Annotated in this window: 11 protein-coding genes and 1 riboswitch; of the genes, 1 reads left to right on the plus strand and 10 read right to left on the minus strand. The window is 38.8% G+C overall.

Annotated features, from left to right (window positions below; translation table 11 throughout):
- Nucleotides 1-26: 26 nt before the first annotated feature.
- The 6 genes from metH to DRF60_RS10275 all read right to left on the minus strand — a co-directional run bounded on the left by metH (nt 27) and on the right by DRF60_RS10275 (nt 8,663).
- Nucleotides 27-2,687: a methionine synthase gene (gene metH / locus DRF60_RS10250; RefSeq protein WP_116011994.1), complete on the minus strand. Its 2,661-nt coding sequence runs from the start codon at nt 2,685-2,687 to the stop codon at nt 27-29.
- Between the two features lie 6 nt (nt 2,688-2,693).
- Nucleotides 2,694-3,785, minus strand: coding sequence for a fatty acid desaturase family protein (locus tag DRF60_RS10255; RefSeq protein ID WP_116011995.1), 1,092 nt, complete (start codon nt 3,783-3,785; stop codon nt 2,694-2,696).
- Between the two features lie 82 nt (nt 3,786-3,867).
- Complete coding sequence (locus tag DRF60_RS10260) at nt 3,868-4,878, minus strand: homocysteine S-methyltransferase family protein (RefSeq protein WP_116012080.1); 1,011 nt, start codon at nt 4,876-4,878, stop codon at nt 3,868-3,870.
- 53 nt (nt 4,879-4,931) lie between these two features.
- Nucleotides 4,932-6,092: an O-succinylhomoserine sulfhydrylase gene (locus DRF60_RS10265; RefSeq protein WP_111957194.1), complete on the minus strand. Its 1,161-nt coding sequence runs from the start codon at nt 6,090-6,092 to the stop codon at nt 4,932-4,934.
- A gap of 92 nt (nt 6,093-6,184) precedes the next feature.
- Nucleotides 6,185-7,723 carry an ACT domain-containing protein gene (locus DRF60_RS10270; RefSeq protein ID WP_116011996.1) on the minus strand — a complete coding sequence of 513 codons (1,539 nt, stop codon included), beginning with the start codon at nt 7,721-7,723 and terminating at the stop codon, nt 6,185-6,187.
- Between the two features lies 1 nt (nt 7,724).
- Complete coding sequence (locus DRF60_RS10275; protein WP_116011997.1) at nt 7,725-8,663, minus strand: alpha/beta fold hydrolase; 939 nt, start codon at nt 8,661-8,663, stop codon at nt 7,725-7,727.
- A 57-nt stretch (nt 8,664-8,720) separates the two neighbouring features.
- Nucleotides 8,721-8,827: riboswitch (SAM riboswitch) on the minus strand.
- Nucleotides 8,828-9,013: 186 nt separating this feature from the next.
- Here DRF60_RS10275 and DRF60_RS10280 point away from each other — a divergent pair.
- Nucleotides 9,014-11,629 (plus strand): MGH1-like glycoside hydrolase domain-containing protein, encoded by a 2,616-nt coding sequence (locus DRF60_RS10280; RefSeq protein ID WP_116011998.1) that lies wholly within the window; start codon nt 9,014-9,016, stop codon nt 11,627-11,629.
- Nucleotides 11,630-11,683: 54 nt separating this feature from the next.
- Here DRF60_RS10280 and DRF60_RS10285 read toward each other — a convergent pair whose 3' ends face one another.
- The 4 genes from DRF60_RS10285 to DRF60_RS10300 form a co-directional block, all read right to left on the minus strand.
- Nucleotides 11,684-12,103: an OsmC family protein gene (locus DRF60_RS10285; RefSeq protein ID WP_111957185.1), complete on the minus strand. Its 420-nt coding sequence runs from the start codon at nt 12,101-12,103 to the stop codon at nt 11,684-11,686.
- Between the two features lie 74 nt (nt 12,104-12,177).
- A complete protein-coding gene (locus DRF60_RS10290) occupies nt 12,178-13,122 on the minus strand; it encodes a proline dehydrogenase family protein (protein WP_116011999.1) in 945 nt (314 codons plus the stop codon).
- A 28-nt stretch (nt 13,123-13,150) separates the two neighbouring features.
- Entirely contained in the window at nt 13,151-14,473 is a 1,323-nt protein-coding gene (locus tag DRF60_RS10295; RefSeq protein WP_116012000.1) for a DUF58 domain-containing protein, read from the minus strand.
- Between the two features lie 99 nt (nt 14,474-14,572).
- Entirely contained in the window at nt 14,573-15,604 is a 1,032-nt protein-coding gene (locus DRF60_RS10300; protein WP_116012001.1) for an AAA family ATPase, read from the minus strand.
- Nucleotides 15,605-15,675 lie beyond the last annotated feature (71 nt).

Raw genomic sequence — 15,675 nt, forward strand, 5'->3', positions numbered from 1 at the left:
TGTAAGGAAGTGCCTGTTGATATTTTTTAATCTGCTAAATTGGGTGACAACCACTTTCTTGCTTCCTGAATGCTACAGCCTCTTCTTTCTGCATAATCTTTTAGCTGGTCTTCGGTTATTTTTCCAAGTCCAAAATATTTAGCATGCGGGCTTCCGAAATAATATCCGGAAACGGAGGCCGTTGGGAACATTGCCAGACTTTCGGTAAGGAAAACTCCGGTGTTCTCTTCTACTTTTAAAAGATCCCAGATGGTCTTCTTTTCCAGGTGGTCCGGACATGCGGGATATCCGGGTGCAGGACGGACTCCTTTGTATTTTTCTGCGATCAGTTCTTCATTGCTTAAATTTTCCTGGTTGGCATAGCCCCAATATTCTGTTCTTACTTTTTTATGTAAAAATTCTGCAAAAGCTTCTGCGAATCTGTCAGCCAAAGCTTTTACCATGATGGCATTGTAATCATCATTGGCTTTTTCATATTCTTCTGCAAGTTCGTCTGTACCAAAACCTGTAGTTACACAGAAAGCTCCTACATAATCTGTTTTACCGGAAGCCTGAGGAGCAATAAAGTCACTTAATGCTAAATATTCTTTCCCTTTTGAACGCTGGGCCTGTTGTCTTAAGGTTAAGAATCTGGCCTGTTCTTCATTATTTTCGTCAAAGATTAAGATATCATCGGTATCATTGGAGTTGGCCTTGAAAATTCCGAAGATGGCTTTTGCTTTCAGCAGTTTTTCATCAAGGATTCTTTTTAAAATAACCTGGGCATCTTTAAACAATTCTTTAGCCTGGGCTCCTACCACCTCATCTTCTAAAATATTCGGGTACTTCCCGTGAAGGTCCCAGCTTCTGAAGAATGGCGACCAGTCAACAAACGGAAGCAATTCGTTCAGATCCTGGTCTTCTATGACGGTTACCCCTAAATTATTCGGTGTAAAAATTTCTTCATTTTCCCAATCGATACTGAAATGATTTTTTCTGGCTTCTTCAATGGAAGCATAGTCTTTATCAATTTGCCTGTTCAGAAACTTCTCACGGAAATCAGAGTATTCGTCTTTCAGGTCTGAAACATAATCTTTGTTTCTGTCGCCTAACAAGGAGCTCACTACGTTTACTGCCCTTGAGGCATCATTAACGTGAACTACTGCATTTTTATATTTCAAATCGATTTTCACAGCGGTGTGGGCTTTTGATGTGGTTGCACCGCCAATCAACAGAGGAAAATTAAGGTTTTGTCTTTCCAATTCAGAAGCGATATATACCATCTCATCAAGACTTGGTGTGATCAATCCGCTTAATCCGATAACATCAACTTTCTGTTCAATAGCCGTCTGAATAATTTTCTCTGCAGGCACCATAACTCCAAGGTCCACAATTTCATAATTGTTACAGCCCAATACCACACTTACGATGTTTTTTCCAATATCATGAACATCACCTTTTACCGTCGCCATCAGAATTTTTCCGTTAGCTGGCCTTGTGCCGTCTTTTTCGGCTTCAATAAAAGGCTGCAGATAAGCCACTGCTCTTTTCATTACCCTTGCCGATTTTACCACCTGTGGAAGGAACATTTTCCCACTTCCGAAAAGGTCTCCCACAACGCCCATTCCGGTCATAAGATTAACTTCAATAACATGCAATGGTTTTGCGGCCTGTTTTCTGGCCTCTTCTACATCTTCTTCGATAAAACGGTCGATTCCTTTTACCAAAGCATGGGTAATTCTATCCTGTAAAGGCCTTGTTCGCCATTCGAGATCTTCAACGATTTCTTTTTTGACGGATTTATTTTTTTCGGAATACTCCAGAAGTCTTTCTGTAGCATCTTCTCTTTTGTCAAGAATCACATCTTCTACAAGCTCCAGAAGTTCTTTATTGATCTCATCATATACTTCCAGCATAGAAGGGTTCACAATACCAATATTCATCCCGGCCTGAATGGCATGGTAAAGGAATACGGAGTGCATGGCTTCTCTTACGGTATCATTTCCACGGAACGAAAACGAAACATTACTCACACCACCACTCACGGAGGCATAGGGAAGATTCTGTCTTACCCATCTGGTGGCTTCAATGAAATCGATAGCGTTTCTTCTATGTTCTTCCATTCCTGTTGCCACAGGGAAAATATTCAGGTCGAAAATAATATCTTCAGCCGGGAAACCTACCTGATTAACCAAAATATCATACGACCGTTTTGAAATCTCAAGTCTGCGATCATAATTGTCTGCCTGTCCTGATTCATCAAATGCCATTACAATGACTGCAGCACCGTATCTTTTTACGGCTTTGGCCTGCTTGATAAATTCTTCTTCACCACCCTTGAGACTGATGGAATTGACGACACATTTACCTTGTGCCACCTGAAGGCCGGCTTCCAGGATCTCCCATTTGGAAGAGTCAATCATGATGGGAATTCTCGATATATCTGGTTCTGACGCTATTAAATTCAGAAATTTAATCATGGAAGCTTTTCCATCGATCAAACCGTCATCGAAATTGACATCAAGGATCTGTGCACCGCCTTCTACCTGATGGCGGGCAATATCGAGTGCTTCAGAGAATTTCTCCTCTTTGATCAGTCTTAAAAATTTTTTGGAGCCGGCAACATTGGTTCTCTCACCAACATTGATGAAATTACTTTCCGGCGTTATAATAAGAGGCTCAAGGCCCGACAATCTTAAATATTTCATTAATTTTTATTCTTCTAAAATATAATAGGCGTTGTTTGCATTCTGCCGCAGCAGGTCTACATGCTTGCCTAAAGCAGTAAAAATTGGAAATCTTTTATAAGCTAAGTTGTGTTCTTTTGCAAATTCTTCGATCTCTTCTGTGATCTCGTTATAGTACATATAGCTGTAATTCGGAAAAAGATGATGGGCCACATGAAAATTAAAATTCCCCAAAATATTTCTCACCAGCCAGTTATTTTCTTTTAAATCATTGGTTACCTCAAACTGGTGACGGAGCCAACTGAAAGGAAGTCCATTTTTTGTATCTAATTTTGGAAAAGCATTATCAGGAAGCGGATGCAATGGCAGTAATACAAACAGCGCAAAAATACTCGCCGCAATGATCTGAAGGCCCCACGCTCCCAAAGCTAAGCCTATGGATACTTTAAAGAACAGGATAGGCACTATAATCTGATAAAAGAAATAGAACAGCTTATAAATCACCATTTTTATTTTTTCAATGAAAGGAATTGAACCCTGAGTCTTTAAAATTACTCTTTCTTTATCAAAAAAATCCCTGAAATCCCTGATAAACATCCAATTGAACAGGTAAAGAGGATATACCAGAAAGAAAAACCTATGTTGATATTTCTGAATTCCTTTTGCTTTAACCCATGGAACAATTAAAAGCAGGCCACTCTGCTCTATATCCGTATCCCATCCATCCACATTCGGGTAGGCGTGATGGCTGGCAATATGTCTTTTCTTCCAGATGTATGAATTAGCTCCTACAAGGTCAAAAATACGCAGCACGAGCGAGTTCAGTCTTTTACTTTTATAAATGTTATTGTGAGCAGCTTCATGGATCAGGTTTAAATAAATCAACACCAAAGAAATCCCCATTAAAACAAAGCTTCCGATATATATCCAGGATTTGTCAGCATTAAATAAAGCAAAGAAATACAACGCAAAATAGACCAAAGGCAGGATAATCGCTTTGATCTGTATATAAACATCTCTGTTCTCCGGAATTTGTTCTAACCGCTGATTCACTTTATTTCTTAGTTCATTAAAAAGTCTTATATCCTCTGAATTTTTCAAGTAACCTGGCTTTTCCATAATGTTAAATTTTGTGACTTATTTAAAGATAACATTTATACTCAAGCACTTACTCCATATTTAATTAAAAAAATCTATTAAATCAGACAAATTTTTTCAATTTTCTTGGAGAATATTCTGCTACCAGATCTGCAATGGCTTTGATGTGGTCCGGCGTGGTTCCGCAGCATCCGCCTATAATATTGATCAATCCCTTCTCTACATATTCTTTAATCTGTCTTGCCATATCTTCCGGTGTCTCATCATATTTTCCGAAAGCATTCGGAAGTCCGGCATTCGGATAGGCTGAAACATAAAATTCTGAATTATGGGCTAATGTTTCCAGATACGGCGTCAGCTGATCAGCACCAAGGGCACAGTTGAAACCGACACTCAGTAAATTTAAATGTGATACTGAGATCAGGAATGCTTCTGCCGTCTGTCCACTCAAAGTTCTTCCTGAAGCATCTGTAATGGTACCAGAAACCATGATTGGAATTTTTATATTCCTTTCTTCCTGAATCTCATCAATCGCGAAAAGAGCTGCTTTTGCATTCAGGGTATCGAAGATGGTTTCTACCAGAAGAATATCTGAACCGCCATCCAGCAAAGCTTCACACTGCTGTTTGTAAGCAACCCTCAGCTCTTCAAAAGTAATAGCTCTGTACCCTGGATCATTCACATCCGGACTTAAGCTTGCTGTTCTGTTGGTAGGTCCTATGGAGCCTGCAACAAATCTTGGCTTATCGGGATTTTTAGCGGTAAACTCATCACAGGCTTTTCTTGCGATTTTTGCTGATTCATAATTCAGTTCGTAAACCAATTCTTCCATGTGATAATCTGCCATAGCGATTGTCGTTCCTGAGAAAGTGTTGGTTTCGATAATATCAGCTCCTGCTTCCAGATATTTTTTGTGAACTTCTTCGATTGCCTGAGGCTGGGTCAAAGAAAGCAAATCGTTATTTCCTTTTACCGGATGTTCCCAGTCTTTGAAACGTTCGCCACGATAATCTTCTTCTTCAAACTTATAACGCTGAAGCATGGTTCCCATGGCGCCGTCAAGAATTAATATTCTCTCGGATATTGCCTGGTATAGTTGTTCTGAATTTTTCATTGTATAAATTTCGGCTGAAGCCATTTAAGTTATTTCATTAAACATATATTGAATTAATCCAGGGCCTGCTTTAAATCTGCTATGATATCATCCACATGCTCAAGACCTACCGAACAGCGTACCAGACCTGCGGTAATACCTACTTCGTTTCTTTCCTCATCGGTCAGTTTTGAATGGGTAGTTGATGCCGGATGGGTTACAATCGTTCTTGTATCTCCTAAATTGGCAGAAAGCGAGCACAATTTTATTTTATCCAGGAAGTTTCTTCCCCCTTCTATTCCGCCTTTAATTTCAAAAGCTACGATATTTCCACCCAACTTCATCTGTTTTTTAGCAATTTCATAACTTGGATGAGATTTTAGGAAAGGATATTTTACCAGTTCTACATTGGGATGGCTCTCTAAAAACTCAGCCACCTTCAAAGCATTCTCACAATGTTTTTCAACACGGATAGCTAGTGTTTCAAGGCTTTTTGACAATACCCATGCGTTGAAAGGTGACATCGCCGGTCCGGTATTTCTTGCAAAAAGATAAATCTCTCTTATAAGGTCGGCTTTTCCTACAGCTACTCCACCTAATACTCTTCCCTGGCCGTCAATAAGTTTTGTTGCAGAATGTACAACAACATCTGCACCGTATTTAATGGGCTGTTGCAGATAAGGCGTTGCAAAGCAGTTATCTACAATGAAGATTAGGTTATGTTTTTTTGCAATCTGCCCAAAAAATTCAAGATCCAGAATCTCAATAGCCGGATTGGTTGGAGTTTCGAGATACAAAATTTTTGTATTAGGCTTAATATACTGCTCTACATTTTCTGCATCTCCAGCTTTAAAATAAGTGGTTTCGATATTCCATTTCGGGAAATACTTGGTAAACAAGGTATGGGTAGATCCGAACACCGACTGGCAGCTGACAATATGATCACCGGCATTCAATAAAGCCGCAAATGTTGAATAAATGGCAGCCATTCCCGTTGCAAATGCATACCCGGCTTCTGCGCCTTCCATTATTGCAATCTTATCAGTGAACTCTGTCACATTCGGGTTTGAAAAACGGCTGTACAGGTTTTTAGGTTTTTCTTCAGCGAAGCTTGCTCTCATATCTTCTGCATCCTGAAATATAAAACTGGATGTAAGATATAATGGTGTTGTATGTTCATCAAACTGGGTTCTTTCAGTCTGGGTTCTTATTGCTGATGTTTCAAAATTTTCCATATAGTTTAATTATCAATGTACCAATGAATCAATATAACAATGTATCAATGATTGCTAGACTGTTACATTGCTATATTGTTACATTATTAATATTATTTCGTTTCACTTACTCTTAAAATATCTCCAAAAACTCCTCTTGCCGTTACCTGAGCTCCGGCTCCGGCTCCCATGATCACGATTGGGTTTTCGCCATAACTTTCTGTATAGATCTCAAAAATAGAGTCTGAACCTTTCAGCTGACCTAAAGCAGAACTACCAGGCACGGAAACCAATTTCACATCAAGCTGACCTTTGTCTTTCTGAAGGTCACCGTGAAGATCGCCAACATAACGAAGCACATGTCCAGGCTCCTGCCCTTCTTTGGTTTTCTGGTATTCTTCATCCAGTTCATCCAGTCTTGAGATAAATTCATTTTTATCTACGGACAGAAGATCTTCATGAATTAAATTTTGAATGTTGATATCCTGGAATTCATTGATCAGATCTAATTCTCTTGCCAGAATCAGAAGTTTCCTTGCTACATCGTTTCCGGAAAGGTCTTCACGCGGATCAGGTTCTGTATACCCTTTTTCCATTGCTTCCCCGATAATGGTTGAGAATTTATCGTTTCTCACAGAGAAATTATTAAAAATATAGCTCAACGATCCGGAGAATACTCCTTTTATTCTGGTAATATTTTCTCCTGAAAGATGTAATAGTTTTATGGTATCAATCAATGGAAGGCCTGCTCCTACATTGGTTTCATAAAGATAACGTCTGTTATTTTTGCTCAACGTATATCTTAGTTTACGATATTCTTCTATGGGAAGAGTATTGAAAATTTTGTTGGATGAAACCAGGTCAAAACCGTTTTCAGCCAGCGCATGGTAATTTTTTACAAAATCTTTGCTTGCCGTATTATCTACCACGATCAGGTTTTCCAACTGATTTTCTTTTGAAAAATTGATAAGCTCTTCTACATTTGACGAATGTTCTGCTGTTAAAACCTCATCATTCCAGTCTGCATTGAAACCCTTTTTATTGAAAGCTATTTTTCTTGAATTGGCTACTGCAACGACTTTAAGGTCTATCTTTTTACGTCTCCTTATTTCTTCAGACGATCGTAAAACCTGTTCTATTAATGTTTTCCCGACGTTACCGTGGCCAATGATTGCCAGATGAACGGTTTTAGGCTTTTTGAAAATTTCGGATTCAATGATATTTTTCGTTTTCTCATCCTGGGAAGAGGTAACAACAATATTCACTCTCTTTTCGGCTGCCACCTGATTGAGAAGAAGTGGAAAGACATTGTTTCTGGCCAGCTCTGCAAGAACTTTATTGAAATCTTCCGCTACAAATCCGAGTACAGAAACATTATTGATGCTGTAAATCTGTGAAACTTTTCCTGATTTTCTTTCTGCTTCAAACTCATCGATCAGGCAGGTCACTGCTTTTTCTGCATCAGCTTCATTTACGAGAATAGATATTCCGTTTTCGATGGCCTGCTGGGAGATCACTCCTACACTGATGCGCGCCAAAGTAAGCGCTTTAAAAATTCTTCCGTCGATTCCGATCTCACCCAGGAAATCTTCTCCTTCAAACTTGATGATTGATCTGTTTTTTAAAAACTTTATCTCGTTAGCATTTCTCATTCTACAAAATATTTTTTATGATAGTATTTAATTGTTCATATTCCATTAGGAAGGCATCATGCCCGTGAATTGACTGTATTTCATGATAGAAAACCTCTTTCTTTTTCTCTTTCAGCTGCTCAAAGCACATTCGAATTTCTGAAGCGGGGAAAAATAAATCTGTGTCTACTGCAATTAAGTGCATTCGGGCACTGATTTTTGTTAACTGCTCTTCTTCAGTGTTCATATTCATCAGCAAGTGATTCATCAGCTTATAGGATTTTAAACTAAACCTTTCGTTTAATGAATTTCCGTGATAAACCAACCAATCTTCGGACTCTAACCGCTGTTTTTTTTGATCGTATCTATTTTGGAATCTGTCATTTAAGGACTGAGGTGTTCTGTAACACAGCATAGCATGGATTCTCGCTTTCTGCAGGGGCTCATCATTTCCGTTGAGCAGAAATTTCTGAACCAGGCATTGTGCATGAAGCCAGTCATGGGTTTTAAAATCGCAGGCAATAGGAATAAAGATTTCTGCCAACTGTGGTTGCTTGGCAAGCATTTCCCATGCAATCCCTCCTCCGAGTGAACCTCCGATAATGGCATATAGGTTTTTGATATGTAAAGCTTCAAGGCCTTTCAGGAATATTTCTGCAATATCTGAAGGTGTGAAGTCTTCGTATTCGTCAATTAAAAAATGATCATATCCGTTTCCGGGAATATTGAAACACAGAACGGTATATTGAGTCGTATCAATAACCTGATTTTCACCGATCAGCTTTTTCCACCATCCTTTTTCACCGGAAACATTTGAATTTCCGGTTAAAGCATGATTGACCAATATAACAGGTGCTGTAAACAAGTCTTTCCCGAAGATCTGATAAGTCAACGGGATATGGTATTCCTTCTGGGAATAGGTACGATACGAAAGATTAATATAGTTTAGTTCTGTTTTCAATTCTATTATTTTAATACAATTGAAAATGCCACAGGAATGGCTGAAAAGAACTTCAGTAAGTTATCTGTCCAAAATAAATTGGTAGAACGTAGCACCTTCTCTGCTTGCACAAAGGGTTGCTAAGGTTTCATAGGGTCTAATCCCTCAACCTTTCTTGATAACATTTTCAATATTTGAATGAACGCTCGGCAAAGATAAGTCTTTTCTTTTAGATTTTAAAAGAAAAAATATTTAATATTAAAAAACCGTGTAATAATAAGTGTTTCAAGGCTATGTTAATAATTCTTCAGGTGGAAGGAATTGGAATTATTTTTCAAAAAAACTAACTTCGTACTTGAAATTGATGAAATATGACTGTTGAAAAAGAAAGATTACAAGATTCTAAATGGAAAAACTGGGGTCCATACGTCAGCAACCGGCAATGGGGAAATGTACGTGAAGACTACAGCCCGAACGGAAATGCCTGGCATTACGCCAACCATAATAATGCAGAAAGTTATGCCTACCGATGGGGCGAAGAAGGGATCGCTGGAATCTCCGATGTAAAGCAGATTTTCTGTTTTGCCTTTTCCTTTTGGAACAAAAAAGATAAAATTGTAAAAGAGCGGTTTTTTGGTTTAAGCAATCCTCAGGGTAACCACGGAGAGGATATCAAAGAACTCTTTTATTACTTAGATAATACACCTACCCACAGCTATATGAAAATGGTGTATAAATATCCTATCAATGCCTTTCCGTATGATGATCTTGTTGCCGAAAACGGCAGACGAAGCAAAAAGGAACCTGAATACGAGATATTTGATACCGGAATTTTTAATGACGATGAATATTTCGATATTTTCATTGAATACTGTAAGGCAGACCACAATGATATTCTCGCAAGGGTAACGGTTCACAACAGAAGCCGGCAGGATGCTCCCATCGTTATAGCTCCGACTGCCTGGTTCCGAAACAACTGGAAATGGGGCTACAATACATATAAAGCCCAGATGAATGCTTCATACGACGGATGTATTGATATTAACCACGACAGCATTTCGATTAAAAAGTTCTATTCAAGAAATCTGGCCGCTAAAAGTGCTTTCTGTGAAAATGAAACGAATACTCCCAAATTATACGGAGCACCTTATCCGGGAAATACCTATTTTAAGGATGGAATAAATGATCATATTATTTATGGCAGCAACACGGTAAATCCGGAAAAGAGAGGAACCAAAGCATCTTTCATTATTGATGAAATGATTGGTGCGGGACAATCCAAAACTTTTGATTTCAGGTTGTGTCCTGATGAAACTGATGAACCTTTCGATAAGTTCGACGAAATTTTCAGTACAAGAACTGCCGAAGCCGATGAGTTTTACAATGATATCCAGAGTGAAACAACAACTGAAGACGAAAGGAATGTTCAGCGACAGGCTTTTGCGGGACTTCTCTGGAATAAGCAGTTCTATCATTATAATGTAGGGAAATGGCTGAAAGGGGACCCGAACCATGAGGCTCCCAGAAATTTCAACGAGTATGTAAGAAATACGGAATGGAACCATCTTCATAATAAGGATATTATTTCCATGCCTGATAAATGGGAGTATCCATGGTATGCAACCTGGGATCTGGCATTTCACTGCGTTCCTTTTTCTATTATTGACGGCGAATTTGCAAAAGGACAGCTTCTGCTTTTAACCAAGGAATGGTATATGCATCCGAATGGGCAGCTTCCTGCTTATGAATGGAACCTGAGCGATGTAAATCCACCGGTGCATGCATGGTCCTGCTTCCGTGTTTTCAAAATTGATGAAAAACAAAACGGTAAGCCTGACCTTTTATTTCTTGAAAAAGTTTTCCAGAAACTTCTCCTGAACTTTACATGGTGGGTGAATAGAAAGGATAAAAACGGTAAGAACATTTTTGGTGGCGGTTTCCTTGGTCTGGATAATATCGGGGCTTTTGACCGTAATATGGAACTGAAGGATGGGCAACATCTTGAACAGGCTGATGGAACAAGCTGGATGGCCATGTACGCGCTTAATATGATGCGGATTGCTATGGAACTTGCTCAGTACTACCAAGTATATGAGGATATGGCAATCAAATTTTTTGAACACTATCTGTATATCGCTGAAGCCATGGAAAACCTGGGTGACGGCAAGGATGGCTTATGGAATGAGGATGACGGATTTTTCTATGACGTGCTGCAACTCGGTAACGGCGACAGTGTCTCCTTGAAGTTAAGAAGTATTGTAGGATTGATCCCGATGTTTGCCGTGGAAATTGTAGACCATAAATTACTAGAGAAAATGCCTAATTTCCAGGCAAGAATGGACTGGGTATTAAAAAACAAACCTGAACTTACGAAGCTGGTTTCCCATTGGGATGAGGAAGGACAAGGAAGAAAACACCTAATGAGCATTTTGCGTAAGAACAGGCTGACAAAGGTTTTGAAAAGAATGCTCGATGAGAATGAATTTCTGAGCTCTTACGGGATCCGCGCCATGTCAAAAGTATATGAGGAAAACCCATTTGTATTCTCAGTTCACGGGACGGAAAATGTAGTGTATTATACGCCTGCAGAAAGCGACAGCCGAATGTTCGGGGGCAATAGTAACTGGAGAGGACCTATCTGGTTTCCAATCAATTTCCTGATCGTGGAAAGTTTACAGCGTTTTCATTTTTATTATGGCAACAGCTTAAAAGTAGAATTCCCTACCGGAAGTGGTGAGAAGAAAAACCTGGATGAAGTGGCACAGAATATCAGCAAAAGATTATGTTCGCTGTTTTTAAAGGATGAAGACGGGCAGAGACCGTTTAACGGAGGTAATGCCAAGTTTAATTATGATGAACATTTTAAAGATTATATTACATTCTTTGAATATTTCCATGGAGATAATGGCCGTGGTGTAGGAGCTTCCCATCAGACAGGATGGACGGCAACGGTAGCCAAGCTTATGAAACCTAGATTGACAGTATAAAATGCAGCTGCCGGCCCAAATGGGTCGGCAGCTTTATAATCAATTAAAAAATATCTAAACTTTCTCTCCGTTCACAAGAACTTCATATCCGATTTCTACATTCGGCTCCAGAGTTTTTGATACGGAACAGTATTTTTCAAAAGACAGCTGGGCTGCTTTTAATGCCTTTTTAGGATCTATGTTGCCTTCTAAAAGAAATTTTACTTTGATAGATTTGAATGGTTTTGCATCTTCTACAGGAACCCTTTCTCCTTCTACTTCTGCCTGGAAACCTGTGATTTCCTGACGTTGTTTTTTGAGGATAGCTACTACATCTATTCCACTGCATCCGGCTACAGCCATGAGTACACTTTCCATAGGGGAAACGCCTTTGGCTCCCGGTTGTGAAGTATTATCCAAAAGGATTGAATTTCCCTGGGAATTGGTACATTCAAATAAAAAATCGTCGTTTATCCTATTGAGTGTTATTTTCATTGTACGGATTTATATTTCAGTATTTTTCAATATGCTTATTCAAATATAAAAAACTTTATGCATTAAATCCTAGGTTAAGACATGATATCAACTATAGCCTGAAAAAGATTATCCGGATTTTCTGCAATTCGGTTACACATATACAAATACCATTCATCACCATACACAATATATTGTCTGCATGGGTAACCTTCTCTATGGATTTCATCCAATAGGCCTTCCTGTATTCCCAATAACATTTCAAATTCATACTTAGATTTTGGAACGTCATATTTTCCAATGAGTTCTTTAACTCTATTTTGAATTTTATTATGATGGGTAGCAATAGAACATTTTCTATTTTTAAGGAAAAGAGTTTCAATATATTTAATGTATAGATCATCTAAGTGTTCTCCTCTCTCTACAGCATGTCCGGGAGGAACAGCAAAAGCACCTTTTACAATTCTTATTTTCCCTTGTGTTTCATTTAATATTCGTTCAAGGTCTTTTGGAGTACGGTTTAAATAAGCCTGAAGAGTAATTCCCACATTTGAAAAATCAGGAGATATTTTACAAAAGGTGTTAATAATATCATCTGTTCTTTCCACTCCTTCTGCGCTAATCACCACTTCAATATCCTTTTTGTGAGCTGATTCTGCTAGTGATACCAAATTACTATAAGCCAGATCCTTATCAATGGCAAGCCCAATATGTGATAAATCCAAAGAAATGATAGAATCAATGTTCTCTTCTTTCACTTTGTTGATCAAGTTAAGGAAATGTTGAGTTACCGATTCTGACTCTTCCACTGAACGGGTGCTTTCTCCCATAAACTCTAGTGAAGTAGGAAGCCCTTTCTCGTTAATTCTTTTAGCAGTTGCTATAGCTTCTTCTATCTTCTCACCTCCGATGTATCTTTTAGCTGCTTTCAACAGCAATTTAAAGAGCTCAGGACTGTTAAGAATATAGTCTTTTGCACCCTCATTTAATGCTGCTATTTTTAACAGCGCACCTGCTCTTTCTCTCGGCTTTAGTTCCATTATTTTTTTATTTGTCTTTAAACTGTTTTTATAAAATTCCTCTCGCTTTTATCTCAAGATATTTATTGATAACGTCAATATTTAAATTTTCAGGAAGAGTATATACAGTGTAGATCCCATATTTCCGAAGTTCCTGAATGATCAGCTTCTTTTCAAACTCAAATTTTTCAGCGATAATCTCATCATAGATTTCCTGCATACTTTCAGGATTTTTATGGATAAGAGTATGCAGCTCTGAATTTTTAAAAAACACGACAACCAGCAGATGGTTTTTGGCAATACCACGGAGGTATTTCAGTTGCCGGTTTAATCCGTCAAGGGTTTCAAAATTGGTAAAAAGCAACACAAGGCTTCTCTGGTTCAGAGAATATTTTACATCCTGGTACAGACGGTTAAAATCACTTTCAAAAAAATCAGTTTTAATATTGTACAGTGCTTCCGAGATCTTTTTCAGCTGTCCGGATTTGTTTTCAGCCGCGATTTTATTTTCGGTCTTTTTTGAGAAGGTCATCATTCCTGCACGGTCACCTTTCTTCAGGATAATATGGGAAAGAGCCATAGCTGCATTGATGGAGTAATCAAGCAGACTCAATCCATTGAAAGGCATTTTCATCGTTCTTCCTTTATCAATCAGGATAAAGATACGCTGTGATTTTTCATCCTGAAACTGATTAACCATCAACCGGTTCGTTTTAGAGGTGGCTTTCCAGTTGATTGTTCTGATATCATCGCCGGGAACATATTCTTTGATCTGCTCAAATTCCATGGTATGTCCCAGTTTTCTGATCTTTTTGATCCCTCCCAGCATAAATTCGCTCTGCAGCGCCATCAGCTCATATTTTCTGAGATGAACAAAAGACGGGTAGGCGGGCAGCATCGCATCTTTCTGGAAATTAAACCTTCTGGCCACAAAGCCTAATGGTGAAGTGGCATATATATTCAGGCTTCCAAAGCTGTACTCTCCTCTTTCTTTTGGCTCCAGGCTGTACTGGAAGTAGGTATTTCTGCCCGATTCAATACTTTTTGTAATCAGAAAGTCTCTTTTCTGGAACTGGAACGGAATTTCATCAATGATTTTCGTACTGATCTTAAAACCGTAATTATTTTTAATATCGATTTTTACAAAATTTTCATCCCCATTGGACAGTTTTTCCGGCAATATTCTTTGGGCAAGCACGGCATTCTTTTGATTAAACAGTAAAAGATAATCTACCATTACCGCAAAAAAGCATAACAGCAATAAAATATGGGCCGCCAACATCAGAACCGGAAAGAAAAATGTGAGAACATACAGTATCCCCACTCCGATGAGCGAAAAGAAAAATCGTGTATTGATGTATAGGTTTTTCATTTTTTCAGGGATTAGGGTTTAGGATTTAGAGACTAGAGGCTAAATTGCGATGAAACAAATATGTTCATCCCCTAATCTCTAAATCCTAATTCCTACGATCTACCTCGGAATCTCTATTCCCTCTAAGATCTGGCGTATAATTTCATCTGCTGTAAGGCCTTCCATCTCTCTTTCCGGAGAAACGATCACTCTGTGTCTTAATACCGCGTAGCTTGCCTCCTTGATATCTTCAGGGGTCACAAAGTCTCTTCCCCTAAGCGCTGCGAAAGATTTGGAAGCTGTAAGCAGGGCTAATGAAGCTCTTGGAGAAGCACCCAGATATAAAAACTGGTTCTCTCTTGTATTGACTATAATTTTAGCAATATATTCCATAAGCTGAGATTCTACGATGATCTCTTTTACCAAATGCTGATAGCTTTTCAGCTGTTCGGCAGTAATGACACGGTTGACGCCCTCAGTTTTATCTTCTTTTTTGCTTTCGTGCTGGTTTCTGATGATGGCGATTTCCTGTTCAAGATTCGGATATCCTACATTGATTTTGAAGAGAAAACGGTCCAGCTGCGCTTCAGGAAGCCTGTAAGTTCCTTCGTGCTCTATCGGATTTTGGGTAGCTACTACCAGGAATGGCTCATCCATGATGTAGCGGATTCCGTCCATGGTGATCTGTCTTTCTTCCATTACCTCAAACAATGCTGCCTGGGTTTTTGCAGGAGATCTGTTGATCTCATCAATTAATATGAAGCTGGAAAAGATAGGCCCTTTTTTAAATTCAAACTCAGAGTTTTTTACACTGAAAACAGAGGTTCCCAGAATATCGGAAGGCATAAGATCCGGTGTAAACTGGATCCTGCTGAAGCCTGCATCAATAGTTTTTGCCAGAAGCTTGGCTGTAATGGTTTTCGCCACCCCGGGAACACCTTCAATCAACACATGCCCGTTTGATAAAAGGGCTGCAATAAGATGCTCGACCATGCTTTCCTGCCCAACAATAACCTTGGCTATTTCGGATTTTACTTTATCTAAACTGGCACGCAACTCAATCATATCAATTCTCGATTGAAACTGTTCCTCGTTTTTATTTAAATTGATAGAACTTTGATTCTCTACATTCTGATTTTCAAGGTTTTCCATAAGTATTTTTTTTCAACAACAATGTAACGACTTAACAGTCAGTAGTTTTATCGTCAGCCAATATTTCTGCT

The organism is Chryseobacterium elymi (assembly GCF_003385495.1).
GTDB lineage: Bacteria > Bacteroidota > Bacteroidia > Flavobacteriales > Weeksellaceae > Chryseobacterium > Chryseobacterium elymi.